Here is a 24,602-nt window from a genome sequence, read left to right on the forward strand (position 1 = left end):
AAAATAATAGTTAATGATGCTAAAGAGGCTTAATAAAAACAATCAAGTCAATAACATTAGTTATTTATACTAAAAATAATTAAAAAATTAGCATAAGTTAAAAACTTAATATATTAAACTGTTAGGGCAAATAGTATTGGTAAGCGATGATAACGAACTTTACCAATAAACTGATAATAATGATGATACAGCTGAAATAGCTGATAGAAGATTGAGTAGGAAAATCAAATTGAGATGGGGATTAATACATAAAGCGGGAACAGTATTTCTTCCCGCTTTATTAATTAGAATTCGTCCTTAATCTACAAAAGTTAAAACAGTCCCAATAATGTGCCAACACCTAGGGTAAAGAAGCTAAATAGCCAAATCCAACCAAATGAGTAACGTAAATGTTTACCCATATCAGTGCCTGCAAGCCCCATAGCAAGCCAAGCGGCTGGTGAGAATGGACTTACAAAGGTTCCGGCATTATTACCTATGGCCATAGCATACACAACATCAGCAACATGGACACCACCACTAGCTGTGACCTCCTGCACAATAGGCAATAGCGCAAAATAATAAGCATCAGTGCTGGTAAAGATATCCATGGGAACGCCTAATATACCCACAACAATATGCAAATTATCGACCCAATGAGAAGGTAATACTGCTGCTAAATCGAGGGCAATAGCTTCCAGCATTTTCCCATTAGACATGATGCCTAAAAAAGCACCTGCCGCTAAAATAATTGCTACCATAGAGAGTGCTTGAGGAGCATGATGATTAATTATCGCTATTTGATCTTTCGGCTTAGGATAGTTGATCACTAGAGCGGCTGATAATGCAACCATAAAAATATAAGGTGCCGAAAATAATCCTAAGGCTAAACACGTGATTGAGCCGATAATTAACAGAAGGTTGATCCAAAATTTTTGTGGTTTTTCTGTTCCTGTTTCTGGCTGATCTTCATCAAATTGTCTTAATAAAGAATCTTGCTCATAAGGCGTAGTCCCTTTTAGTTTTGCTTTAGCAATACGTTTGGTTTCTCGCACCCCCATCACCGCGGCAAAAAGCATCGAGCCAAAAATACCAATTATCTGCACTGGGATGATCTTTTGCCACAATTCCGCAGCCGAAATACCGGTTACAGCCGAGGCTCTACCTAAAGGCCCTCCCCAAGGTACCATATTCATCACCCCCATACTGGTGCACATAATTAGCAACATAAGATAAGGGCTCATACCTAAACGGCGATATAGCGGTAAAAAAGCAGGAATAATAATTAAGAATGTCGCCGCACCCGAACCATCTAAATGTACAACAGCCGCGACTAACGCTGTGACAATACACACTATAATGACATTGCCACGGGTGATACTGATCATCATACGGATCAGAGGGTTAAAAATATGCAGATCTTTCATTATGCTAAAAAAAAGTATCGCGAATAAAAACATCGTTGCGACACTACTCACCTTTTTAATACCTAATTCAAAAAAAGTAGATATTTCAGTAAATGAATAACCTGCGACAAGCGCACCAATTAATGGTATGACCGACATTGCAATAATTGGGCTTGTTTTCCCCATCATTAGTAATGTCACAATAGAAATAATAATGAGTAATCCGATAATCGTTAGCACATGAGGATCCTTGTAGTCGTTATTATATTGCACTTTATGTTACAAAAATGCTAACCACTCATGTAAAAACAGTTTCAATGATGTGAAGTTAATCACCGATTATTTTCTATATAAATATACTTAGTAAAAATCCTAATTATATTAAATAAAGTTAAAAATCAAATGAATAAAAAGAAAAATAGACATAAAAAAACCCAATGCAACATTGGGTTTCAATTCAATTTAAGCAACGAAATGTATCAATTAGTCTTCTAATAACAGAACAGATTCTAATGCAATTTCAATCATTTCATTAAAGGTAGTTTGGCGCTCTTCTGAGGTTGTTTGTGTACCTTTCTTAATGTGATCAGAAACAGTACAAATTGTCAGGGCACGTGCACCATATTCCGCAGCTACACCATAAATACCTGCAGCTTCCATTTCAACACCTAAGATGCCGTATTTTTCCATCACATCAAACATTTCTGGATCAGGCGAGTAGAAAAGATCCGCTGAGAAAATATTACCCACACGAACTTTAATATCTTTTGCTTTCGCAGCAGATACAGCATTTTGTACTAATTCAAAATCAGCAATAGCCGCAAAATCTTGGTCTTTAAAGCGTAAGCGGTTAACTTTAGAATCTGTACATGCTCCCATACCGATCACAACATCACGTAATTCAACATCTGGTAATACCGCACCACATGAACCCACGCGAATAATCACTTTTACACCAAAATCAGTAATTAGCTCTTTAGCATAAATTGAGCAGGAAGGAATACCCATACCGTGGCCCATTACAGAAATTTTACGGCCTTTATACGTACCAGTAAAACCTAACATGCCACGAACATTATTTACTTGACGTACGTCTTGTAAAAAAGTTTCAGCAATGTATTTAGCACGAAGCGGGTCGCCCGGCATTAAAACGACATCAGCAAAATCGCCCATTTCTGCGTTAATATGAGGGGTAGCCATAATTCTTCCTTTTAATATTGATCTTTCACTATTCAAATATAATTCGGTAGACATATTGCTATGCCTACCGAAGTAAAATTAAAACATTGCTTTACCGTATTCTACTGGTGATAAACCGAAGTATTTCACAACAGTTTGTCCGATATCAGCAAAAGTTTCACGGTGACCTAATGAACCTGGTTTAACTTTTGGCCCATAGACCAGAACCGGAATGTGTTCACGGGTATGATCTGAACCTTGCCAAGTTGGGTCACAACCATGGTCTGCGGTTAGGATCAAAATATCATCTTCTTTCACTAATTCCATCAGCTCAGGTAAGCGACGGTCGAATAATTCGAGTGCTTCACCATAACCGACAACATCACGACGGTGACCATAAGATGAGTCGAAATCAACAAAGTTAGTGAAAACGATAGTGTTATCACCCGCTAATTTCATCTCTTCAATCGTTGCATCGAACAGAGCATCAATACCTGTTGCTTTCACTTTCTTAGTAATACCTACATTTGCATAGATATCAGCAATTTTACCGATAGAGACAACGTGGCCTTGTTTTTCATCAACCAGTTTTTTCAACATAGTTGGTGCTGGTGGCTCAACAGCTAAATCATGACGATTACCTGTACGTGAGAAATTGCCTGGTTTGTCGCCAATAAATGGACGAGCAATGACACGACCGATGTTGTAATCACCTTTGTTTAGTTCATCACGAGCAATTTCACATAGCTCATATAATTTATCTAAACCGAAGGTCTCTTCATGACAAGCAATTTGGAAAACGGAGTCAGCAGAAGTATAGAAAATAGGTTTCCCAGTTTTCATATGCTCTTCACCCAGTTCATCCAGAATAACCGTACCAGAAGCGTGACAGTTACCTAAATAACCCGGCAAATTGGCACGTTTAACAATGTTGTCTAGCAACTCTTGAGGGAAAGAGTTTTTCAAATCTTTAAAGTATCCCCAATCAAATAATACAGGGACACCCGCGATTTCCCAGTGGCCTGACGGTGTATCTTTACCAGAAGAGATCTCACTCGCGTAGCCATAAGCACCAATAATTTCCGCATCTTTGTCTAAACCAACAGGGAATTTACCTGTTGATTCTTCAGCCGCTTTACCTAAACCTAAACGGCAAAGATTAGGTAGGTGAAGAGGACCTTTACGACCATCTTTATCCGCTTTACCTTCTGCAAATGCTTGTGCGATATGTCCTAAAGTGTCTGCGCCTTGGTCACCGAATTTCTCCGCATCACCAGCAGCACCGATACCAAAGGAATCTAATACCATGATATGTACACGTTTCATAATTCTCTCTCCTGTGTCATTTTCCGTAGACCACGGATATGTCACTTATAAATCATCATTGAGTTCTTATTCGCTGACTTGGCGATACACCATTGGTGACGTTTCACGTTTTGTCTCACCAATTACCATCGCTTTACGGACTTCTGCCGCAGCTTCTTGCCATGATTTTTCACTATTGGCATGGATCATCGCGAGTGGTGTATCTGTATTGATTTCTGTTCCTAGTGCCGCGATTTCACTTAATCCAACACTGTAATCAATAGCATCAGTTGCTTTACGGCGACCACCGCCTAAAGTCACAACTGACATACCTAAAGCACGGGTATCCATTTCTGTGACAAAACCGGCTTTCTCAGCAAATACAGGCTTACTTAATACCGCCGTTGGCAGGTATTTATTGTAGTTTTCAACAAAATCTGTAGGACCATTTTGGGCTGCAACCATACGAGCAAAGACTTCCGCTGCTTTACCGTTATCCAGTACATCTTGCAGTTTTTGGCGAGCTTGTTGACGTGAGTCAGCTAAACGACCTGACACTAACATTTCTACACACAGTGCCATCGTAACTTCAAATAAGCGTGGATTACGGTATTCACCCGTTAAGAATTGTACTGCTTCACGGACTTCTACTGCATTACCTGCACTTGATGCTAATACTTCATTCATATCAGTCAGTAGTGCTGTAGTTTGGCATCCGGCGCCATTTGCTACTTGTACAATTGATTCTGCTAGCTCTTCCGATTTCTGATATGTTGGCATAAAGGCACCTGAGCCAACTTTAACGTCCATCACTAATGCATCCAAACCTTCAGCTAATTTTTTACCTAAAATAGATGCAGTGATAAGCGGAATTGAATCAACGGTAGCAGTAATATCACGTGTAGCGTAAAAGCGTTTATCAGCAGGTGCTAATGAATTGGTTTGCCCAATAATTGCTACACCAACATGACGAATAATATCGCGGAATTTTTCATCATCAGGGAAAATATCAAAGCCGGGAATAGCCTCAAGCTTATCAAGAGTTCCACCAGTATGACCTAATCCACGACCAGAAATCATCGGAACATAACCACCACAAGCAGCTACCATTGGCCCTAACATCAGTGATGTAACATCGCCAACACCGCCTGTTGAGTGTTTATCAACAATAGGACCATTTAAGTTTAGACTCTTCCAGTTTAGTACAGTACCGGAATCACGCATGGCTAATGTCAAAGCCACACGTTCAGGCATGGTCATATCATGAAAATAAATTGTCATTGCAAGTGCTGCAATTTGACCTTCAGAAACAGTATTATCTCTGACGCCATTAATGAAAAAACGGATCTCTTCTTCAGTTAAAGGATGACCATCACGCTTTTTACGAATAATTTCTTGGGCAAGAAACACTGCAACCTCCTGGTGTTATAGCATTGATAACGCCCACCCATTGTAGGGTAGGCATACTTCATAAATGAATTAATAACCACTAGACGATTTTTGTTCGCCATGACCGAGTGTGGCTAATAAATTACCTAACAGACTTGATGCACCAAAACGGAAGTGGCGAGCATCAACCCAGTTATCGCCCATAATACGGTTTGCTAATGCAAGGTATTGCGCAGCTTCTTCAGCTGTACGTACCCCACCCGCTGGTTTAAAACCAACTTCTTTGCCAACACCCATATCGTGGATCACTTGAAGCATTAATTCAGCGCTTTCCAGTGTTGCATTAACAGGCACTTTACCTGTGGATGTTTTGATAAAATCAGCACCTGCTTTAATTGAGATTTCAGATGCTTTACGAATGAGCGCAGGATCTTTCAACTCACCCGTTTCAATAATAACTTTCAGTAAAGCACCCGCTTTAGCGCAAGCGTCTTTACATGCTTTAACGATATCAAAACCGATTTGTTCATTACCTGCCATTAATGCGCGGTAAGGAAAAACAACATCAACCTCATCAGCACCATAAGCTAATGCTGCATTAGTTTCAGCTAATGCGATATCTAAATCATCATTACCATGAGGGAAGTTAGTTACGGTTGCAATACGAATTTCTGGTGTTCCCTGTTCACGTAATACTTTACGTGCCAGTGGAATAAAGCGTGGGTAGATACAGATTGCGGCTGTATTACCTTCTGGGCTTTTCGCCTGATGACATAGTTTTGTCACTTTTTCATCAGTGTCGTCATCATTTAAGGTGGTTAAATCCATCAAAGACAGCGCAAGGCGCGCTGCAGCGGTTAAATCTGTCATAAAACTCTCCAACGATGTTTCTCAAGCCCTCTATGGGCATACGCTTTAAGGTTAGCGATTAATTTTGTTGGCGAGCGGACTTGGTTCCTTGAAGATGTGGTTGTAACAAGTGCTACAACGACAGCTGAGCTCCCTCTCACCGCGCTATGCTCACTTCGGCGACCCGTCATTGAGCTTTCGCCATTCCATGAAGTTTCAGCACATCTTATTTGAACACGCTAGAGAACAATTAGATGTGCTTTCTGTCACAATAATAAAATCAAACTTGCAACTAAAGACATTAAATTGTGATCAGAATCACAAAAATTTTATTTTCTGGTTTAATGTTACTCGAATAAAGTCAGTAAGTCGTCTTTATAACGTAAAAACTTTTACTTTTAATGAAATGACTCATTAATTGGCTAACTTCTCTACAAGTTGCGAAGTAACTCACATATATATAAAGGTAGTTAACATTACAACAGAAAACAAACAAAAAGAGCAGATAAGCAATTACCTATCTGCTCTGTAAATACTTTCTTATTTAAGCAGCAACCACAGCCATTGCGGTTAATGCAAAAAAGAAGCCGGCGATGGTTGCACTCATTAAGTTAGAGAGTGTACCCGCTAAAACGGCTTTCATACCTAAGCGTGCGACATCTTTACGACGGTTTGGTGCCATTCCCCCTAAACCACCCAGTAATACCGCAACAGAGGAAAGGTTAGCAAATCCACACAGCGCAAAAGAGATAATCACTTTTGTTTGTTCAGACAAGGCCATTAAACCCGCTGCTGCTAATTGTGATTCATCTTGCAGATATTTACTAAACTCCGAGTAAGCATAGAATTCGTTGATCACCAGTTTTTGACCAATAAAAGAGCCAGCAATGGTTGCCTCACTCCAAGGCACACCAATTAAGAAGGCGATTGGTGCAAATACCCAGCCTAAGATTAATTCTAGCGAGAAGTCTTCATAACCGAACCAGCCACCAATTCCGCCAAGAATACCATTAATTAAGGCAATTAATGCGACAAAAGCGAGTAGCATTGCACCTACGTTTAACGCAAGTTGTAATCCTGAAGAAGCCCCTGATGCCGCAGCATCAATAATATTAGCGGGTTTTTCTTCATCACTTAAGTTATCAAAAGCATCTTTTTGATCATCAGGTGTTTCTGTTTCAGGAACCAAGAGTTTTGCGAAGAGTAAACCACCTGGTGCCGCCATAAATGAAGCGGTGATCAAATACTCCAATGGCACACCCATACTTGCATAACCTGCCAGTACCGAACCTGCCACTGATGCTAATCCACCACACATCACCGCAAAAAGTTCTGAGGTTGTCATTCTAGCAATATAGGGGCGAACCACCAGTGGTGCTTCTGTTTGTCCAACGAAGATATTGGCTGTTGCAGACATTGATTCAGTACGAGAAGTGCCTAATACTTTTTGTAATCCGCCACCTAAAATCTTGATGACAAATTGCATGATACCTAAGTAATAAAGTACTGCTATCAATGAAGAGAAGAACACAATAACAGGTAAAACACGCAAAGCAAAAACAAAGCCACCGCTGCCAAATAGCTCAAACATTTTGTCGGAAACTAAGCCAGCAAAAAGGAAGCTCATGCCGTTTTCACCATAATCGATGACATTTTTAACGGCATCAGAAATAGCCAATAACACTTTACGGCCACTTTCTGAATAAAGTACAAATGCGCCTAAACCAATTTGAATAAGGAATGCGCCACCGACCGTGCGTAATTTAATTGCACGTCGGTTGCTGGAGAAAAGAATGGCTATCAATATCAATGTGGCCATTCCGACCAAGCTCATAATGAGGTGCATTGAAGGATCCCTGTTCATATAAAAATTTAATGGATTATCAATAAGCTTGTTACTAAGTTTATTGACTCTTTTTTTGCCAGATAATTATACCTAGTCCCAGAAAAGAACCCTCTATATCCATCACAATTAGCATCTTAAAAAAGTAACATAAAAGTCACAAATGAGATCTAAATCACACTAAAAAGCAAAAAACGCACTTAATGGATAAAGTTTATTTGGAAAAGTGGTTAGCAGTTTAATAAAAAACGGTAATACGAATGGCAGAATAATTACTAATTTACTTAAAACTAGGCATCATCTGTTAACTGAAATAATTGTAGACTATTTAGGTAAAGTTGGTTTGCAATAACCTCTGCTGACTCTTGACGCAATTCACAAAGAGAAGAAAAAACAGCGAGAATTCGCTCAGGGCGGTTAGGCTCGCCTTGAAAACCACTTACAGGCATATCAGGCGCATCCGTTTCTAATAACAAGCGCTCTAAGGGTAGAGAGGCAATTGCACGACGTGTTTTTTGTGCACGTGGATAAGTGATAGTGCCCCCTACTCCAATAAAATAGCCTTGTTGAACAAAACGTTCTGCTTGTTGCAAACTACCGGAAAAACCATGGATCACACCTTTACGAGGAACTGAATAACGGCGCAAAATAGCACTTAGGTTATCATGAGTTTTACGTGAATGAAGGATCACTGGTAAATCAAATTCTATCGCCAATTTAAGTTGTGCTATTAAAAATTGTTGCTGTTTTTCCGGATGTGGATTTGTCATAGAGTTATCCAAACCCATCTCCCCCATTGCAACACAACGTGGCGTCGTTTTTAGGCGTGTTTTAAGTTCAATCAAGTGCTGCTCTGTATGCGCTTCAATATATAAAGGATGCAAACCTAGTGCACAATATAGTGCATTGTTATAACGAGACAATTCCGTTACCGCGTCCCAATTCCACTGAGCAACCGCAGGAATAATAATTTTTTTTACCTGAGCCTGTTGTGCTAAAGCAAGGCTATTCTCAAGGTCGTGATAAAAGACGGGAAAATCAAAATGACAATGCGTATCAATAAATCGACTCATTCTTGAACACTCCTTACTTCAGGGTGCACACTCCGAGTTCCTTTTTGAATGATTTCGGCATCTTCCGCTTTATCTGCTTTTGCTTCATTTTCAAATAGGCTAAATATTTTTTTATCGTGTTGCTGAAATTTTTTCTTAGAGAAGTGTTGACCAATAGTGGCTAGAAAATAGCGCCCACAGCGTCTACCAACATGATAATCATGATTTAATGCACTTAAACGGCTTCCTAATGCACTAGATTGTAGTGTTGTTGGTGGATATATTTCAATGATAACGGCATCTTCAGGTGGAGATTGGATAAATCTTAGTGTGTCAGTATAAGTTTCAATATGGACTTGAGCCATATTGAGAAAGCGTTGAAAACGGCCATTCTCAAACCATTTTCCCATTTTATCCACCCACTCGGTGGTATATTGATATTCAGACGGTACTGTTCGTATAACGACAATTGTACGACAACCACGACGATAAGCCTCTTTTACCGGGATCGCATCACTAATACCGCCATCATGGTAAACAACATCTTGAAATAAAACACCATTGCGATAAAACGCGGGGATCGCACTGGAGGCTTTCACAATATCAAGCCATGTGCTTTTTTCTGGTTGAAAATAATTTGCCTTAAAATTGTCGGAGCGACTTGCCACCATATAAAACTCGCGACCACTATCGAAACGACGTAATGCTTTAGGCATATTTAAAGGCATTTCTTTCGAAGTGGTTTCTATATACCAGTCAAGATCGAGTAAATTTCCCCCACGAACAAAACGAATCGGATTAAAGAATTGGTTATTGGTGGTATAACGGTTAATGACTCTGCGGGCGTAACCCCTTTGTCCACAAGCAAAAGCAGATAAGTTTTGCGCCCCCGCGGATACCCCTAGGAGTAGATCAAAAGGATCAAATTGAGAGCGCATAAATTCATCAAGAACACCAGCAGTAAAGATGCCTCGCTGTCCACCGCCTTCGCAAACTAATGCAACTTTGCCTTGTGGTAAGGATGATTGAAATTCAAGTGCAGTAATATTATTTAATGTAACCGGTATATACTTCCCCATAGAGTCTCCTTAATACAACCTTATAAGGATACTCGCACCTGTTTTCAAGGTCATTCTTTTTAATCACTAATTAAAATAAATTAAGTCGCTATTAAGTTAGCCTTGAATATTCACTGATGATTCAACGCTTTTTACACCATCAATTTTTTCAATGATCTGAATGATTTGTTTTTCCTGCTCTGCATTTTTAACAAAGCCGGCAACTGTGACATGACCAAATTCAGTACGAATTGAAAGTGATCCACTGTCAATGGAGGGGTTAGGTAATAGTGTTTCTTCGATTTTTTTCGATATTGCCGTATCGCTTAATTCATTGTTAACATTACTGGTAGTTTTATCAATTTCGTTATACCACGATGTCTCCGCAATAGTTGCTGTACTTATCATTGTCACTGTCATACCCGTGACGAGCGCTAATACTAATTTTATTTTTTGTTGATTCATTGCTTCCCCCTGCTCATAAATTAATCATGACAGGAAATGTGTGTATTTTTTATCAAATTATTAACAAGTACTTCAGTTACACTACTAAGTTATGAGTAGCAAATAAAGTAATAAATAGTAAATAAAGATAACTTTTTGTAATTTTAATCTGAAAAATAGCCATTTATATGTAAAAAGTTTTTATTTTATTTATACAATGAGTATAAAAATATCATTATTAGGATAGCAGAGAATAGAAAGAGTAATAGCTGATTAAAGGGTAGTTTTTATTAGAATATCGACGGAATATAAATAGTATAGATAAGATTATTGAGTAAATCTAAACAGATACTGGGGTTGATTTTACAATACATCATTGTGAAAAAAGCCATAAAAATATGGCTTTTTATATGATTTATAACAGAAAATTAGTGTTCACGCGTTTGATGGAACTCAATATCAGGATAGCGTTCACGGGTTAAATTTAAGTTAACCATCGTTGGTGCAATATAAGTTAAGTTATCACCACCATCTAATGCCAGATGTTGCTCATTTTTACGCTTAAATTCTTCGAGTTTCTTTTCGTTACTACATTCAACCCAACGAGCCGTCGATACATTCACTGATTCATAAATGGCTTCAACGTTATACTCACCTTTTAAGCGTGCAACCACGACATCAAACTGTAGCACCCCAACTGCGCCAACAATTAAATCATTATTAGCTAGGGGTCTAAACACCTGTACCGCACCTTCTTCAGATAATTGCACCAGACCTTTTAACAATTGTTTTTGTTTTAGCGGATCACGTAGACGAATACGGCGGAATAATTCCGGAGCGAAGTTAGGAATACCGGTGAATTTTAACATTTCACCTTGAGTAAAAGTATCACCAATTTGAATGGTACCGTGATTATGCAGGCCAATAATATCACCAGGATAAGCATGCTCAACATGAGAACGATCCCCTGCCATAAAGGTCAATGCATCTGAAATCACCACATCTTTTTTCGTACGTACTTGGTGCAGTTTCATCCCTTTATCATACATGCCTGACACCACCCGTAAAAAAGCAACACGGTCGCGGTGTTTGGGATCCATATTAGCTTGAATTTTAAAGACAAAACCCGTGAATGTCTCTTCAGCCGCTGTCACTTCTCGCATATCAGTTTGACGAGGCATTGGCGCTGGCGCCCACTTCACCAAACCATCAAGCATGTGATTAACACCAAAGTTACCTAATGCGGTACCAAAGAAAACCGGAGTCAATTCACCCGCTAAGAAAGCTTCATGATCAAACTCATGTGATGCACCTAACACCAACTCTAGCTCATCACGTAATTGAACGGCTAAATCATCACCAATCGCTTCATCTAACTCAGGATTATCCAACCCTTTGATCACTCGTGAGTTTTGGATAGTATGACCTTGGCCTGTTTGATAAAGATAGGTTTCATCTCTTAAGATATGGTAAACCCCTTTAAACAGTTTTCCACAGCCAATCGGCCAAGTAACAGGACTACAGGCAATTTTTAGCTCAGTTTCAACTTCGTCCATTAATTCCATCGGATCACGAATATCACGATCCAATTTATTCATAAAGGTCAAAATTGGCGTATCACGTAATCGAGTCACTTCCATTAATTTACGGGTACGATCTTCGACCCCTTTTGAAGAGTCAATGACCATTAAACAACAGTCAACGGCAGTTAAAGTACGATACGTATCTTCAGAGAAGTCTTCATGCCCTGGGGTATCAAGTAAGTTAACTAGACAATCAGCGTAAGGAAACTGCATAACAGAAGTGGTAATGGAGATACCACGTTGTTTTTCCATTTCCATCCAGTCTGATTTAGCATGCTGATTTGAGCCACGCCCTTTTACTGTTCCTGCACGTTGGATAGCTTGTCCGAATAACAACACTTTTTCAGTGATGGTTGTTTTACCCGCATCGGGGTGGGAAATAATGGCAAAAGTTCTACGACGAGCAACTTCTTGCTGAAAAATAGGATTAGACATCAATAGTGATCTTCTAGTTGATAAACAAGTGAATGCACTGCACTGAGATATTTCTATAACGACTTATTAAAGTGACTATAAAGCACATTCACCCGTAAGTTAATCTTAGTTGGCGCTTATTTTCGCCTATCTTGGCTTTATAAACAATCAATGGTTATCTATTTATTCTCAGCATTGTGCCAATGCTCTGTTGTCGTTGTTTGCAATCGTTGTTTTTTTAGCTGATGAACAACCGAGGCTAGGCCACAAATTTCTTTGCTACAAAAAATCGATAATAGCTTATCGTGCCACACCAATGATGGTGCCGTTGTCGTTGATCGCTGTTGCTGAATATTGGGAGTCCAGAGGCTTTAGGTATTTCTGTTCATCGTCAATGACTAACTGCTTAAAGGTTGCTTCTTTCGAATCATCCAAACGCGCAACAACCAATAAATTTGAAGAATAAGATAACTCAGGATCAACAACGATCACAGCCCCCTCGGGTATGATTTTTTTCCGCTTGGATTTTCCATACTGTCGCCTTTTACGCGAAGTGCGAAACCACCCTCATGCTTTCCCTGTGACTTCACGCCACTCTTCAGCATCTTCATAGGCAAATTCCTTCGCTATTTCAGTCCAATCACCGGCCTGAACCCAGTTAATGAGAGGAATTCTTCCCTTGATATCAGGCACGACTTCTACATTACCGACTCCCAAGTCAATCTCGACGTCAAAGCAATGACATTTCGTTGATCAATGGCCTTTTTCCACAAAAAAACGTCACTGATTAAGAACCTTAGAATAAAGGGCATCAATGAAAATACTACACTGCTCTTTCATTTTCCTATTAAAATCAATATAAGTATCTTCAGGAATTTTTAGAAAAAGCACATGGAACGGTATCTCTTGCCCTTGCTGGTGAATAATATCTGAAATCACCCCCTGTGTTTTTTCAAGGTTAAGTGAAGCCCATCGTTCTTCTGATATAGGGTAAATAAATCCACACCCCTTGATTGCGGCAATATTTCCATACTGCCCTATGTAAGTATGTAGCTGAAAAAGATCTTCACGCTTCACCCCAAATTGTGAATCAAATGCTTTATACTTCACATCAAATACGAATAATCTCTCATCGATTTCTATAACAAGATCAGGTTCAAGTTTTCTCATATAACCGCTGAGCGCACCAGATGCTATTTCCTGACATAGCTCGAACTTACCTAGCAGGCGTAACCCATCTCGCTTGATGAGCTTACGAATGAAATATTCAAACAACATCGAAATATCGAAAAAGAAAGCACTCGAATCCTGCTGCGAATCAAAATCAGAGCCCTTCCGGCCAATAACTTGCTTAGATAAGTCAATGAGCACGTTATAATCATTGTAGAAAGGATTGGTGAAATGAGAAGTCCTCAAAATTTCTTGCTGTGACCTTTTTATCCCCTGATTGGCAGTCAGAAATGCGCTATAGATATTTCGTGTTTGGTGACAAAATGAGTAATGTGCAACTGCTTCATAAGCTTTTATAAAAAGTGAAGTTGCAGGGCTATCGTAGCTGTGCTCTCGGTACGAGCATAAATATTTTCCAGATGATTTATTCTGAAAATAATCTGTAGCATTTATAGTTCCCCTTACGCGGGAAATACGATCATTTCTTGTAATATAAGTCTTTGGCAAGCCCAAGCGGTAGGCTCTCTTAAACTTAATGTTCCATAGATATGCTAAAAGCCATTCGTAACCGTCTGCGTGACTTTCTCCTCCAATGTTTTCTAATTCGAGAAATCCATCGGCATCTGCAATGATGTATTGAAGGAAAGCATCACCAAAACGTGAGCTGATCTTCAGAGAGTAATCTCCTCGCTTAACAAATCCGATTAAATTGCCCGTGTCGAGATTAAAATTTCTGGCATCCGTACCAGAGACATCGATGAAACCGCCATCTGTATTGTGTTCGTAATCTTCATCATTGAAGAGTATTAAAGCATCGGAAATATTATCATTCAGCGTTTTTTCGACATCACGAGATACCGAATTCAAAAAGTGCCAAATTGCAGACTCGTCGTTATGAGGATAGGTCCACTGCCCTTTTGATTTGGTTCTAAGGGTTATCGACTTTCCTAAACGTCTATTTTTCAAAATGCCTTCGCTGACAAAATAGGACTGGTTATCGACCAGTGTGCCGTTCTTAATGATATCGAAAAGCCACACTGTTTAAACCCCAAACGCCTTTCCGAAGGAGCTAATCAGTTCAGTCTCCTTACCCGTTCCACGAAGATACTCCTGTAATAACGGACGAATACAATCATCCCATACACGCTCTCGTACCTCCGAAACTGTAAGGCTGGTTGCATACTTCAAATCCATCAAATAGGCATGACCAATTTGGTAATCATTACCAAGCAAAGGCTCTTTAGCTATCAATTCATTCAAGCGTTCAAGGTTATCCACCAGGGGCAGCCAAGCTTTGCAAAATTGGTTCAAATGGTATTTCAATAGCGCCATATCAGGCACCACTTCTTCCCAACGGAATCTTCGACGTAAAGCGAAGTCAAAACTTTCGACACTTCTGTCTATCGTGTTCATCGTTCCAATAAGATAGATGTTTGTTGGAATGAAGAACAAATACCCTTTAGCGTCCTTAAGCATACCAGTATGTTCATTGTTCAGATTGGCATATTGGGTTTTAACGCAACCTCTAGTGCCTCGGTATTCCAGACAGTACATTAACTCACCAAAAACGCGAGACAACTCAGCCCGGTTTACCTCATCAATTATAAAGAAAAATGGTGGTACTGCTTCCGATACAAGCTTGGATGTATCTGATATTTCGAAAACATCCCGCCAATGCTCACCTGATAACTTTTCTCTAAACGGGAGAAGTTCCTTGATAGTAAGAGACTCCCACTTCTGAGCAAGTCCAAGCCCATATACATCGATTTCCCACTTACCAGCGCTTCGACAAAACTCTTTAAAAACACCATTTTGCAACCTTAATTGGGAGTTCCCATCACTGCCCAAAACCGGACGTAGCCCTTCCATAAAGTCTTCATAGCTGAAAGAAGGATGAAATTGAACCAACTCAATCTGACTTGCATGTGTGAGACGGCTATTGGAAGTAAATTCCTCTTTCCAGATGTCAAACATGAGCGAAGTTTGCAGGCGTGCTTGATAAGTTTTCCCTGTCCCCGGTGCCCCGTATTTAATAATCTGCTTCTTTAAACTGAATGGGTTTGACAAATTCTCGTAAAGCACCCAAACAAACTGACTAAGATAAAACTCATCAGTTTTACCTTCCCGAAGCTCATTATCAAACTCGCTTTTGATGCTTTTTAATAGAAAAATGTTTTTAGCAAACCAACTTTGATTTTCTTCTGTTGGGTATACTGGAATTATTCCTTCGCGTATAAGCCAATTAAAAACCTGATTGAATTTACCGGAGTCAACCGTTGTGGAGACTTCGAGTGTACAAGCTGCAGCCACTCGATTAACGAGAACAGGGTTGTTAGATTTACCTTGGTTAGACCACGTATCAGAAAAAATCGTGAAGTTTTCACTGTTTGGAATCAATATAAATTTTTCTAATGCGGATATGAAATTCTTGTTTTTAATGAATGACTGGAAATTGTCATTGCTCAACACAGACTGTCCGCGAGAAGCGATACCGTTGCTCTTCTCATAGATTAACTGCTTCAGAAAAGCTTCATCATTTTGAGACAAGCCTTCTCCAGATGTGATTCGCTCACGAATTTGAGCGACCTGACTGTAAAAGTCACGATAGGCTTTGTGCCATCCATTGACTTCATGTTTCCTGTTCTCAATAAGATATTTATATAGGTTTTTCAGTCTACTTTTCATTTATTCCCTTGTTACTGGATTATCGGACACACATCTTGATTTCATTTTGAGATTTTTTGAGAGACTTATTTAGTCTGAAAACAGTAACCAAAGTCTTCATTGCTCCTGACTGAACGACTACAAAATGCAAATCACTGTTACTGTGCAGCCAAATATCAGCTTTGTTACTATATTTTTGGTTCTTATGAAGAGCTACCTTTTCAGGCAAAATTGCTTTTGTCAATGATGAGCTAAATAACCTTGAAGCCAAAGCCTTCCAAGGATGCTTGGGCACTCTGTCAGAAAACCATTCAACAAACCTTTCCTGTTCATGACTAGTCACCACGACAGGTCCAATATTTGGTACATTGATGACTTCATCGATTTCTCTCACGGTAGCATTATCGACACTGTATTCCTCGAAGGGATATGAGAGCCAATCGTCACGCTTTTCTACTGAGAGTTGTGCTTCCTTGTGTCAATGATCTTCAAAAATCCACCGCGATGATCATTGACACCATAAGGTAAAAGAGTTTTAAGAGACTGCTTATATGACTCTTTCACTGTTTCGCGCTGGGAATGACTAACCATTGCGTTCCTCCTTTCTCTAGTTTATCTTTTTAGGATTTTACGGCGAAATTCGCCGTGTAATTGATATTTTTTAAACTAATTCAACTAAAACTGAGAAAGCTTACCTAATTCGATATGCGAGTAACATCTGTGATGCTTTGATGCGTTTTTTTTGTTAGGACCAATCCAGCTATTAACTCAGTAATAAAATATCAGGCCCCATCCGCAGAGGTACTTGTTGGCTCAACTTGATGGGATTCACTTATAGATACCAGTAGCGATTTTCTAGTTTAGAAACAAATAAATGTACAATACTAATGTATTTTCCTATCTTAATAGGCTTTTTATAAACTAACGATAAATTTAAGAACTAAAGTAAACATGCGTTTTACTTATTTTAACGCCCTTCATATTGTCTTTATTATTCTCACAATATGTTTTACTAAATAACCCCTGTAACTAAAGTAAAATTATTTACCAAAATATCCATTAGGTAAAATTTAAATAAAAGAATAAAAGTCTACTCACTTCACATAAAATAAAAAAAGACGCCTAATAGAAGACGTCTTTAATTTAACTTAAATAAGTATTTAATTAGAATTTAATTGGATAAGCCATGATTATCGCATCTTCTTTTCCCGTTGCTGTTGGATAATAATTCTTACGTACAGATACTGAATTAAATCCTATAGATTCATAGAGATTAGATGCTTTTTGATTGGATTCTCTTACCTCAAGCCATAATGTAGCAATATCTTTTCTTTCAATATTATCAATAAGTTCTAATAACAATGCTTTTCCATAGCCTTTACCTTGATAATCAGGATGTATCGCGATATTAAAAAGCGTTGCTTCATCTAATATTAATTGCGTAATAGCAAAACCTACCATAATATTATCAATGCAAATTTTTAGATTAAAATAATGATCACCTTGGTTACTATAGAATGTTTCTTCGCTCCAAGGGAATGAATGACTTAGTTTTTCAATTTCCCATGCTAAAGGTAAATCAGCAGGGTTTAATGGGGAAATGGTCTTCATGTTGATAGATTTGTTTCCAAAGATCGCGTTTTGCATTGGCATCAAAATATAATTGATGTAATGAAGGGCTTCTCAGAGAAGTATATTGAGCAGGTAGAGTGATATCAGTACCTAATAGCCAACAGGCTGGTGTAAATGATCCTGTGAGCAGGCTCACATCCTCTGAGGTAATACAATAGATTTCACTTTTATCTATTCCCATAGTGCTAAAAATATCAGAGAAAAGCCCGTTATTTAGATCAACAACATCATCAGTAATGATAAGTAAACGAGTGGTATCCGGAAATTGCACAGAATGTTCGCCTTTTAATACAGCAGGCTTACGAAGTACCCATTGACGAATCCCAAGTTGGGCTAACATTCTGTCTTTACGGCTCATGATATTTACCTATCAAGTGTAGAACAACGGTACATAGTATCAGAGGGCATAAACTACGCCAATAAATAGCGTCAGTTTCTTTATATCTGATATCATGCGTTTTATGTTTTTTAAGGAGTAATAATCATAATGTCCTCATTGTCCCCTGCCAGCGAAGTTATTCTTCGTCATCTAGATCATTTCGCAGACAGGCACGTACTCATAGCAGGTGATCTTCAAGACACGCTAGCATCACAAATTCAGGCCAAAAGTGTTAGAGCCTATACAAATCAATATCACCAGTGGCTACCGCTACTCAAATCCATGGGTGATAATGCATTTTTTGGTTTAGCGGCAGATCAATCATTCGTAAAATATTGCGACACTTTGATTTATTTTTGGCCTAAGAATAAGAATGAAGCAACTTTTCAGTTACGTAGCTTATGTGCAAGTTTATCTGTCGATACTGAAATCTTCATCGTCGGCGAAAACCGTAGTGGTGTAAAAAGTGCTACGGAATTAATGAATGGTATAGCAAAGCTAAAAAAAATAGATTCAGCACGTCGTTGTAGCCTCTTTTTTGGTTCACTAACCTATCAAACACTCTTTGATCGAAATAACTGGTGGCAAACTTATCGTTATGACGATTTAACGGTGATGGCATTACCCGGTGTTTTCAGTCAAACCGCATTAGATGAAGGCAGCCGATTATTACTCTCTACATTTGATGATACAATGGTAGGTGACTTACTGGATATGGCCTGTGGTTGTGGAGTGATTGCCACTGTATTAGGCAAAAAAAACCCGATGTTAAAACTCACACTCTGTGACGTCAATGCAGCCGCTATTTCATCCAGTATTGCCACGTTAAATGTTAATGAATTAGAAGGACGGGTTATTGCAAGCAATGTCTATTCTGCGGTAGAAGAAACTTATGATTGGATAGTCTCTAATCCTCCTTTCCATGATGGCTTAGGTACCAGCTATCAAGCTGCAGAAGACATTATTCGTCTCGCGCCTAACTTTTTGAAAAAAGGCGGTAAACTGCGTATTGTTGCCAATGCTTTCTTACCTTATCAAGATATTCTTGATCACGTGTTTGGCTCTCATGAAGTGCTTGCATCAACAGGTAAATTCAAAGTTTACCAAGCAACCAAGAAATAGTAATCACCAGCACTATTATAAAAACCGCCAGTAATTGATTTTTCAACTACTGGTGGCCTTCGGTATTTACTTCCTTTTTATTATCAGCAGGTTATCGTGCCTTTATTTACGGTTATCTACCCATGATAGGTTAAAAAAAAGGTCATTAAGCTATAGGTGATCACAACGCCGGCGGGGATCATCACCCACATTTGTAATTTCTTATGAAATAACATAATGGTAGATAGCAACATAGAAATGACAAGAACCAATGTAAATGCTGCTGTTCCTGCAATAGAGTGGGTGATCACAGTAAATAACGAAGCAACGGCCAACATTTCCCATAAACTAATACGAGATGTCCAAGAAGAGACAGAGGAGATACGTGTTGATTTAGCCATGAGAGTCACCATTCGTTAATGATAATGATTTTCATTATTATATAACACATTGGTTAACTCAATGTCTATCAAGAAAAAAAAGTAGCCATACCCTTAATTTTAAAGAGGTTAAACAAAAAACGCTTTACCGCTGCCAACGATAAAGCATTTTAGAGTCATCAAATGATGATGTAAAATAAGTGATTAATCTTCTTTATTAAAATTAAGCACTAAATGAATATCTTCAGGCTCTCTTTCATAAAGCTCAGTATCAGGCACATCAATTAAACGACAGCCCATATGCTGATAAAAATTAACACTATTTTCAGAAGGCGTTGAGGATATATATAATCCGCTAGCCCCTTTTTGCTTCGCATATTCCACACAATAATCAAACAATATACGGGCTAATCCTTGCCCACGCTGCTGGTGGCTAATATGTAAGAAAGAGAGCTGTAACAAGGTGTTATCTTGGCCTCGCCACTGTGGATCAACACTGGCAGCAGCGACTAACTTGTCATCTTCAAAGACTCCCCAAAAAGGGGCACCGCGCTCAGCACTTTCAAGTAAAACAGGGGTATAATGTTCTGCCTCACCTTCAGGCCAGCCTTTCATATCAAAACGCTGTTCAGATAACACCAATTGCCCTTGTTGTAAAACATATAGCCTTTCAATCAGTTCTGTTCTATCAATTTCCCAAACGCGAGGGATTTCATTATGTGTTAATAGACGAATATTTTTTTTCATTGTTGAAGATTAACCTGTTCTGAAGAAGATCCGCTCCGCTCTAATGCGTGGTAAGCCACTGCACAGAATAAGGAGTTCAACCGTTTCATATCACCCAACAAACTGGTATGCAGCGAACTGGTTTCAATACTTTGCATATTATGCAAATGAAGACGTTCTACATGAGCAAACGAGTAACGTTGGTTGAGTAAACGGAATCGATGTTTTGCTCGGCGTAATTTACGCGCATGCTCCATATTGCCGGAAACAAACACCGACATCGCCAGATTCAGATTACTTTGCAGACGCTCAAGGAGTGTCTGTAATTCACGACGTCCTTCCTCCGATAAATTTAAGTGATGATCTAAACTTTTATTCACCACCTCACCAGACATACGCGCTATGATAGCGGAAGATTGTTGCAAATTCATCGCGGTATCAATAATTTCTGCCCAGCGACGAGAGTCTTCAGTACCAAGATCATGCTGCTGAATTTGTGCCATATACAATTTAATACTGCTATGGAGCAATTCCACTTCCTCTTCTAGCTGGCTAATCTCCCTTTTTTGCAGACGATCCCCTTCCATTAAGGCTTGAAAACGTTGCAACATCTGTTCAACCACATCCCCTAACCGTAATGTCTCTCTGACTGCATTAGCAATAGCTAAAGAGGGAGTATCAACGGCGGATGGATCTAAATAACGAGGTGCAACTTCTGTCCCAGTAACGGGTAATTCCGGCACTAATTTTTGACATAATTTCGCCATTGGCCCCACAAACGGCAACATCAACACACAGCGCACTAAGTTATAAATCACATGAAAATAGATAATCACTTCCGCAGGGGAAAAATCATATTGTTGGATTTTTGTCGCAATGATGGTGATCCACGGCAATACCAGCAAGGCGCCAATTAATTTAAAAAACAGACTTCCTATGACGACTTGACGTGAACTAATACTTTGACCACGACTACTGATTAATGCCAACAATCCACTACCAATATTAGAACCAATAACAATACATAAACTAATATATAAAGGCATAAAGCCTGTTGCACTTAATGTTGCGGTAAGTAATACCGCCGCTAAGCTTGAATAACTAACCATCGCAAAAATAGCGCCGACCAATAGTGCTAAAATCGTATCCCCGCTCAAAGAGGTAAAAATAGCTTGTACTGCACTGGCATGGGTTATCGGCTCAGCAGAAGTCACAATCAGTTGTAATGCTAAGATAATTAAACCAAGGCCTATTCCCACTCTACCCAGTTGCCCGATACGCTCTTTTTTACGACTTAAAAAAGTCATGACACCCAATAAAATCAGTAACGGTGATAACCACGAAAGATCGAATGTCAGCACCCGCGCCATTAGCGCTGTACCCACATCAGCCCCTAGCATAATCACCAAAGCGGGTGTAATAGAAATAAGGCCTTGAGTGACGAACGAAATCACTAGCAATGCCGTAGCATTACTACTTTGTACTAAGGCAGTAACACCGACACCGGCAAGAAAAGCATTCGATTTTTTATTAATACTTTTACCTAAAATTCGGCGTAAATCAGAGCCGAACACACGCATAATACCGGTGCGAACAATATGTGTTCCCCAGACTAAAAGTGCCACGGATGAGAGTAAATGAAGCAGTGTTAGCATAGAAATTAGTCACCTTATTTTTTATCGTTGTTTATTGGCTCATTTCTCCTTCAATGCCATAAAAAAGAGAGAGATCCTACGCAGATAACCATATCTGAAAAATGATTTTTATAGATAACGCCCTAATCAAAACGACGTTATTAGGCAAAAAGATATTGCGACTTAAGTGCAATAATCAATGGAGAAGTTAAGAATAGTATAAGAATATCATTGTAAATTCTGTTAATTATAGCAAACAAAAAGTAACTTTCAAAATTAGACTGTAAATAACGTCTTGATTTATTATCGTTTTCTTATTTTTTGTAAAGAAATCATAGAAAAAAACGCGACTTGAGGGTATCTCTCTAAGTCGCGTGAAAATACAACAATTTTAGTAAGACAATTCAACTACATTTCAGACAGACTACAATTCAGTCACCTTATCAAGGTTATTTCAATCCCATCGCATCGCGCATAGTAAAGAAAAGATCTGTTTGGTCTGTTAACCCTACGACATTAGCAGCATGTGGACCATAAGCGGCAACGCGTAATTGCGCGCCTGTATGCTCTTGTGAATCCGTTTCTGAGTTACCATAATTCACCACCATGACAGCGCCATCTTTGGTAATCAATGCTTGTGTTAAGCCGCTTGATTTCACATCAGCTTCAATAATTTGACTAGAGTGAGCGTGATCTGCGGTCACTATAATAAGCGTATCACCATTTTGTTTAGCGAAATCTAAACCAATTTGTACCGCTTCATCTAATGCCACCGTTTCACCAATTTGACCACAAGGATTAGCATTATGATCTTGTTTATCAATGGAGGCGCTTTCGACTTGTAAGAAGAAACCATTTTCATTCGTTTTCAGCAAATCAATCGCTTTTTTGGTCATTTGCGCTAATGTTGGTGCATTCGGGTCTAATTTTGAATTCGGTTTACACTCTAAAGGAGGATTCTTTAAATTACCTTGATAAGTGGCTTTTGGCCCTTCCCAAGCGACGGCCATATTACCGTCATGAAATAGACCTAACACAGGTTTATCTTGATTTGCTAGCGTAATCGCCTCTAACGATTTAGCATCTTTCACAATTTGATAGCCACGCTCTATTGCTTGTTGCTCGAGCGTTTTCCCTTTATATTCACCGGCCGTTGCTGTTTGAGCAAAACTTTTCGCGCCTCCTCCCAGTGTAATATCTGCACGAGTCACTAACAATTGCTCAGAGATTGAACCTCTACCGCCATTTTCTAGCGCATTCGTTGAGCATTTTGCTAACGTTTCTACAGGCCCATAACACTTACGCCCGGTAACATGTGAAAATAGCGCAGCCGGTGTTGCATCTTGAATTTCAGAGGTAGTGACATTCCCCGTCGCTTTACCATTCGCTTTTGCTAATTCCAAAATCGTTTGGTGATCTTTACCAAACACATCAATCCCTAATGCCCCATTATAGGTTTTAACCCCTGAAGCCCATGCTGTTGCTGATGCGGCCGAATCTGTTACATAATTAGGTTTTTGTGTTTTTCTATCTAAAGAATAATGAGTATATTGGCCGGTCATCGGTAACGCATCAATCCCTTTAAAGAAGCCACCAGCCCCTTCGGCATAGTTACGTGCTACCGTTATCTCAGAATCCCCCATCCCATCACCGATAAATAGGATCACATTTTTAGCTTGATGATTATTAAGTGCTGCTTTTAATGCTTCAGTTTGATCTGAGGTTATACGACGAGCACCACCAAATTCCGTAATATTACCTTTTGCTGCGCGATCTTGCGCCAAAATAGTATCGGCAGTGACGGGGGCTGCAAAAGAAGAGAAACTCACGCTTGTAAAGAGTGTTGCGACGACTACAGATAACGCAGAACGTTGATAACGTAGAGACATAGCTTTTTCCTTGCACGCAAAAAAATAAAGAATTTTGGGGTTTATGTTTTAAGTCACAAAGAGCTTACGAGAGTAAAATGACAAACAGATGAAAGAAAAAAGCGATTTAGATGACAGCTTTATGGCAATTGACATCCTCCACGCCCTAAAGGATGTGGATCCCTACTGCGTTCAGACTGATGTCTGAATCACCTCGGCGGGTTCCTGCTTCGACGGGCGGTCTGACTGCCCCCTCCCTCCACAGGCAAGCACGGCATGTCCTGCCGCTAAAATGTTACGTGCCCCGTTGATATCAGCATTCGCTGTATATCCACATTCAAGGCACTCGAATTGACTTTGTGACTGGCGGTTTTCCTTTGCTGTATGACCACAGCAAGCGCACTTCTGACTGGTGTAGGCAGGGGGTATTGCCAGTACCTGACCTCCTCGCCAGAGCTGCTTGTACTCAAGCTGACGGCGCATTTCATACCAGCCCTGCTCCAGTATTGAGCGGTTTAAACCAGATTTAGCTTTTACGTTCCGTCCA

23 protein-coding genes are annotated in these 24,602 nt (G+C 39.4%); 1 reads left to right on the top strand and 22 read right to left on the bottom strand.

Annotation, left to right across the window (positions count from 1 at the left end):
- Nucleotides 1-311: 311 nt before the first annotated feature.
- The 17 genes from AACU95_RS06760 to AACU95_RS06835 all read right to left on the bottom strand — a co-directional run bounded on the left by AACU95_RS06760 (nt 312) and on the right by AACU95_RS06835 (nt 18,325).
- Entirely contained in the window at nt 312-1,625 is a 1,314-nt protein-coding gene (locus AACU95_RS06760; RefSeq protein WP_004249424.1) for a CitMHS family transporter, read from the bottom strand.
- 243 nt (nt 1,626-1,868) lie between these two features.
- On the bottom strand, nt 1,869-2,585 hold the full coding sequence (deoD, locus tag AACU95_RS06765; RefSeq protein ID WP_004249423.1) for a purine-nucleoside phosphorylase: 717 nt from the start codon (nt 2,583-2,585) through the stop codon (nt 1,869-1,871).
- Nucleotides 2,586-2,663: 78 nt separating this feature from the next.
- Complete coding sequence (deoB, locus tag AACU95_RS06770; protein ID WP_004245637.1) at nt 2,664-3,890, bottom strand: phosphopentomutase; 1,227 nt, start codon at nt 3,888-3,890, stop codon at nt 2,664-2,666.
- Nucleotides 3,891-3,956: 66 nt separating this feature from the next.
- On the bottom strand, nt 3,957-5,279 hold the full coding sequence (gene deoA, locus AACU95_RS06775; RefSeq protein WP_004245639.1) for a thymidine phosphorylase: 1,323 nt from the start codon (nt 5,277-5,279) through the stop codon (nt 3,957-3,959).
- A 69-nt stretch (nt 5,280-5,348) separates the two neighbouring features.
- A complete protein-coding gene (deoC, locus tag AACU95_RS06780) occupies nt 5,349-6,128 on the bottom strand; it encodes a deoxyribose-phosphate aldolase (protein WP_004245640.1) in 780 nt (259 codons plus the stop codon).
- 523 nt (nt 6,129-6,651) lie between these two features.
- Nucleotides 6,652-7,953, bottom strand: a complete 1,302-nt coding sequence (locus AACU95_RS06785; protein WP_004250187.1) for a NupC/NupG family nucleoside CNT transporter — start codon at nt 7,951-7,953, stop codon at nt 6,652-6,654.
- Nucleotides 7,954-8,240: 287 nt separating this feature from the next.
- Nucleotides 8,241-9,023, bottom strand: a complete 783-nt coding sequence (locus AACU95_RS06790; RefSeq protein WP_004245642.1) for a metal-dependent hydrolase — start codon at nt 9,021-9,023, stop codon at nt 8,241-8,243.
- On the bottom strand, nt 9,020-10,081 hold the full coding sequence (locus tag AACU95_RS06795) for a patatin-like phospholipase family protein (RefSeq protein ID WP_004245643.1): 1,062 nt from the start codon (nt 10,079-10,081) through the stop codon (nt 9,020-9,022). The genes AACU95_RS06790 and AACU95_RS06795 overlap by 4 nt, the downstream gene beginning before the upstream one ends.
- A gap of 96 nt (nt 10,082-10,177) precedes the next feature.
- Nucleotides 10,178-10,525: a BON domain-containing protein gene (locus AACU95_RS06800; RefSeq protein ID WP_004245644.1), complete on the bottom strand. Its 348-nt coding sequence runs from the start codon at nt 10,523-10,525 to the stop codon at nt 10,178-10,180.
- Between the two features lie 407 nt (nt 10,526-10,932).
- Nucleotides 10,933-12,522 carry a peptide chain release factor 3 gene (prfC, locus tag AACU95_RS06805; RefSeq protein ID WP_004245645.1) on the bottom strand — a complete coding sequence of 530 codons (1,590 nt, stop codon included), beginning with the start codon at nt 12,520-12,522 and terminating at the stop codon, nt 10,933-10,935.
- Nucleotides 12,523-12,801: 279 nt separating this feature from the next.
- The gene (locus AACU95_RS17925; RefSeq protein ID WP_196560828.1) at nt 12,802-13,011 is read right to left on the bottom strand and encodes a LexA family protein; all 210 of its coding nucleotides are present in this window, start codon (nt 13,009-13,011) and stop codon (nt 12,802-12,804) included.
- A gap of 57 nt (nt 13,012-13,068) precedes the next feature.
- A complete protein-coding gene (locus AACU95_RS17930; RefSeq protein ID WP_004245648.1) occupies nt 13,069-13,218 on the bottom strand; it encodes a hypothetical protein in 150 nt (49 codons plus the stop codon).
- A 63-nt stretch (nt 13,219-13,281) separates the two neighbouring features.
- On the bottom strand, nt 13,282-14,709 hold the full coding sequence (locus tag AACU95_RS06815; RefSeq protein WP_004245649.1) for a 5-methylcytosine restriction system specificity protein McrC: 1,428 nt from the start codon (nt 14,707-14,709) through the stop codon (nt 13,282-13,284).
- 3 nt (nt 14,710-14,712) lie between these two features.
- Complete coding sequence (locus AACU95_RS06820; RefSeq protein ID WP_004245650.1) at nt 14,713-16,356, bottom strand: McrB family protein; 1,644 nt, start codon at nt 16,354-16,356, stop codon at nt 14,713-14,715.
- A gap of 19 nt (nt 16,357-16,375) precedes the next feature.
- Nucleotides 16,376-16,729 carry a hypothetical protein gene (locus tag AACU95_RS06825; RefSeq protein ID WP_004245651.1) on the bottom strand — a complete coding sequence of 118 codons (354 nt, stop codon included), beginning with the start codon at nt 16,727-16,729 and terminating at the stop codon, nt 16,376-16,378.
- A 770-nt stretch (nt 16,730-17,499) separates the two neighbouring features.
- Nucleotides 17,500-17,946 (bottom strand): ribosomal protein S18-alanine N-acetyltransferase, encoded by a 447-nt coding sequence (rimI, locus tag AACU95_RS06830; protein ID WP_004245652.1) that lies wholly within the window; start codon nt 17,944-17,946, stop codon nt 17,500-17,502.
- Complete coding sequence (locus tag AACU95_RS06835; RefSeq protein WP_004245653.1) at nt 17,915-18,325, bottom strand: DNA polymerase III subunit psi; 411 nt, start codon at nt 18,323-18,325, stop codon at nt 17,915-17,917. The genes rimI and AACU95_RS06835 overlap by 32 nt, the downstream gene beginning before the upstream one ends.
- Nucleotides 18,326-18,454: 129 nt before the next feature.
- Here AACU95_RS06835 and rsmC point away from each other — a divergent pair, with 129 nt between their 5' ends.
- A complete protein-coding gene (gene rsmC / locus AACU95_RS06840) occupies nt 18,455-19,468 on the top strand; it encodes a 16S rRNA (guanine(1207)-N(2))-methyltransferase RsmC (RefSeq protein ID WP_004245656.1) in 1,014 nt (337 codons plus the stop codon).
- A 116-nt stretch (nt 19,469-19,584) separates the two neighbouring features.
- Here the strand turns inward: rsmC and AACU95_RS06845 are convergent, their stop codons facing one another.
- From AACU95_RS06845 to AACU95_RS06865, 5 genes are all read right to left on the bottom strand, one after another.
- Nucleotides 19,585-19,848 (bottom strand): DUF1435 family protein, encoded by a 264-nt coding sequence (locus AACU95_RS06845; RefSeq protein ID WP_004245657.1) that lies wholly within the window; start codon nt 19,846-19,848, stop codon nt 19,585-19,587.
- Between the two features lie 183 nt (nt 19,849-20,031).
- Nucleotides 20,032-20,574, bottom strand: coding sequence for a GNAT family N-acetyltransferase (locus AACU95_RS06850; protein ID WP_004245658.1), 543 nt, complete (start codon nt 20,572-20,574; stop codon nt 20,032-20,034).
- A complete protein-coding gene (locus tag AACU95_RS06855) occupies nt 20,571-22,208 on the bottom strand; it encodes a Na/Pi cotransporter family protein (RefSeq protein ID WP_004245660.1) in 1,638 nt (545 codons plus the stop codon). The genes AACU95_RS06850 and AACU95_RS06855 overlap by 4 nt, the downstream gene beginning before the upstream one ends.
- A gap of 428 nt (nt 22,209-22,636) precedes the next feature.
- Nucleotides 22,637-24,076 carry an alkaline phosphatase gene (gene phoA / locus AACU95_RS06860; RefSeq protein ID WP_012368409.1) on the bottom strand — a complete coding sequence of 480 codons (1,440 nt, stop codon included), beginning with the start codon at nt 24,074-24,076 and terminating at the stop codon, nt 22,637-22,639.
- A gap of 171 nt (nt 24,077-24,247) precedes the next feature.
- Nucleotides 24,248-24,602 (bottom strand): RNA-guided endonuclease InsQ/TnpB family protein (locus AACU95_RS06865; RefSeq protein ID WP_161737208.1); only part of this gene is annotated, 355 nt, incomplete at its 5' end.

The organism is Proteus sp. G4415 (assembly GCF_963896075.1).
Classification (GTDB): Bacteria; Pseudomonadota; Gammaproteobacteria; order Enterobacterales; family Enterobacteriaceae; genus Proteus; species Proteus mirabilis.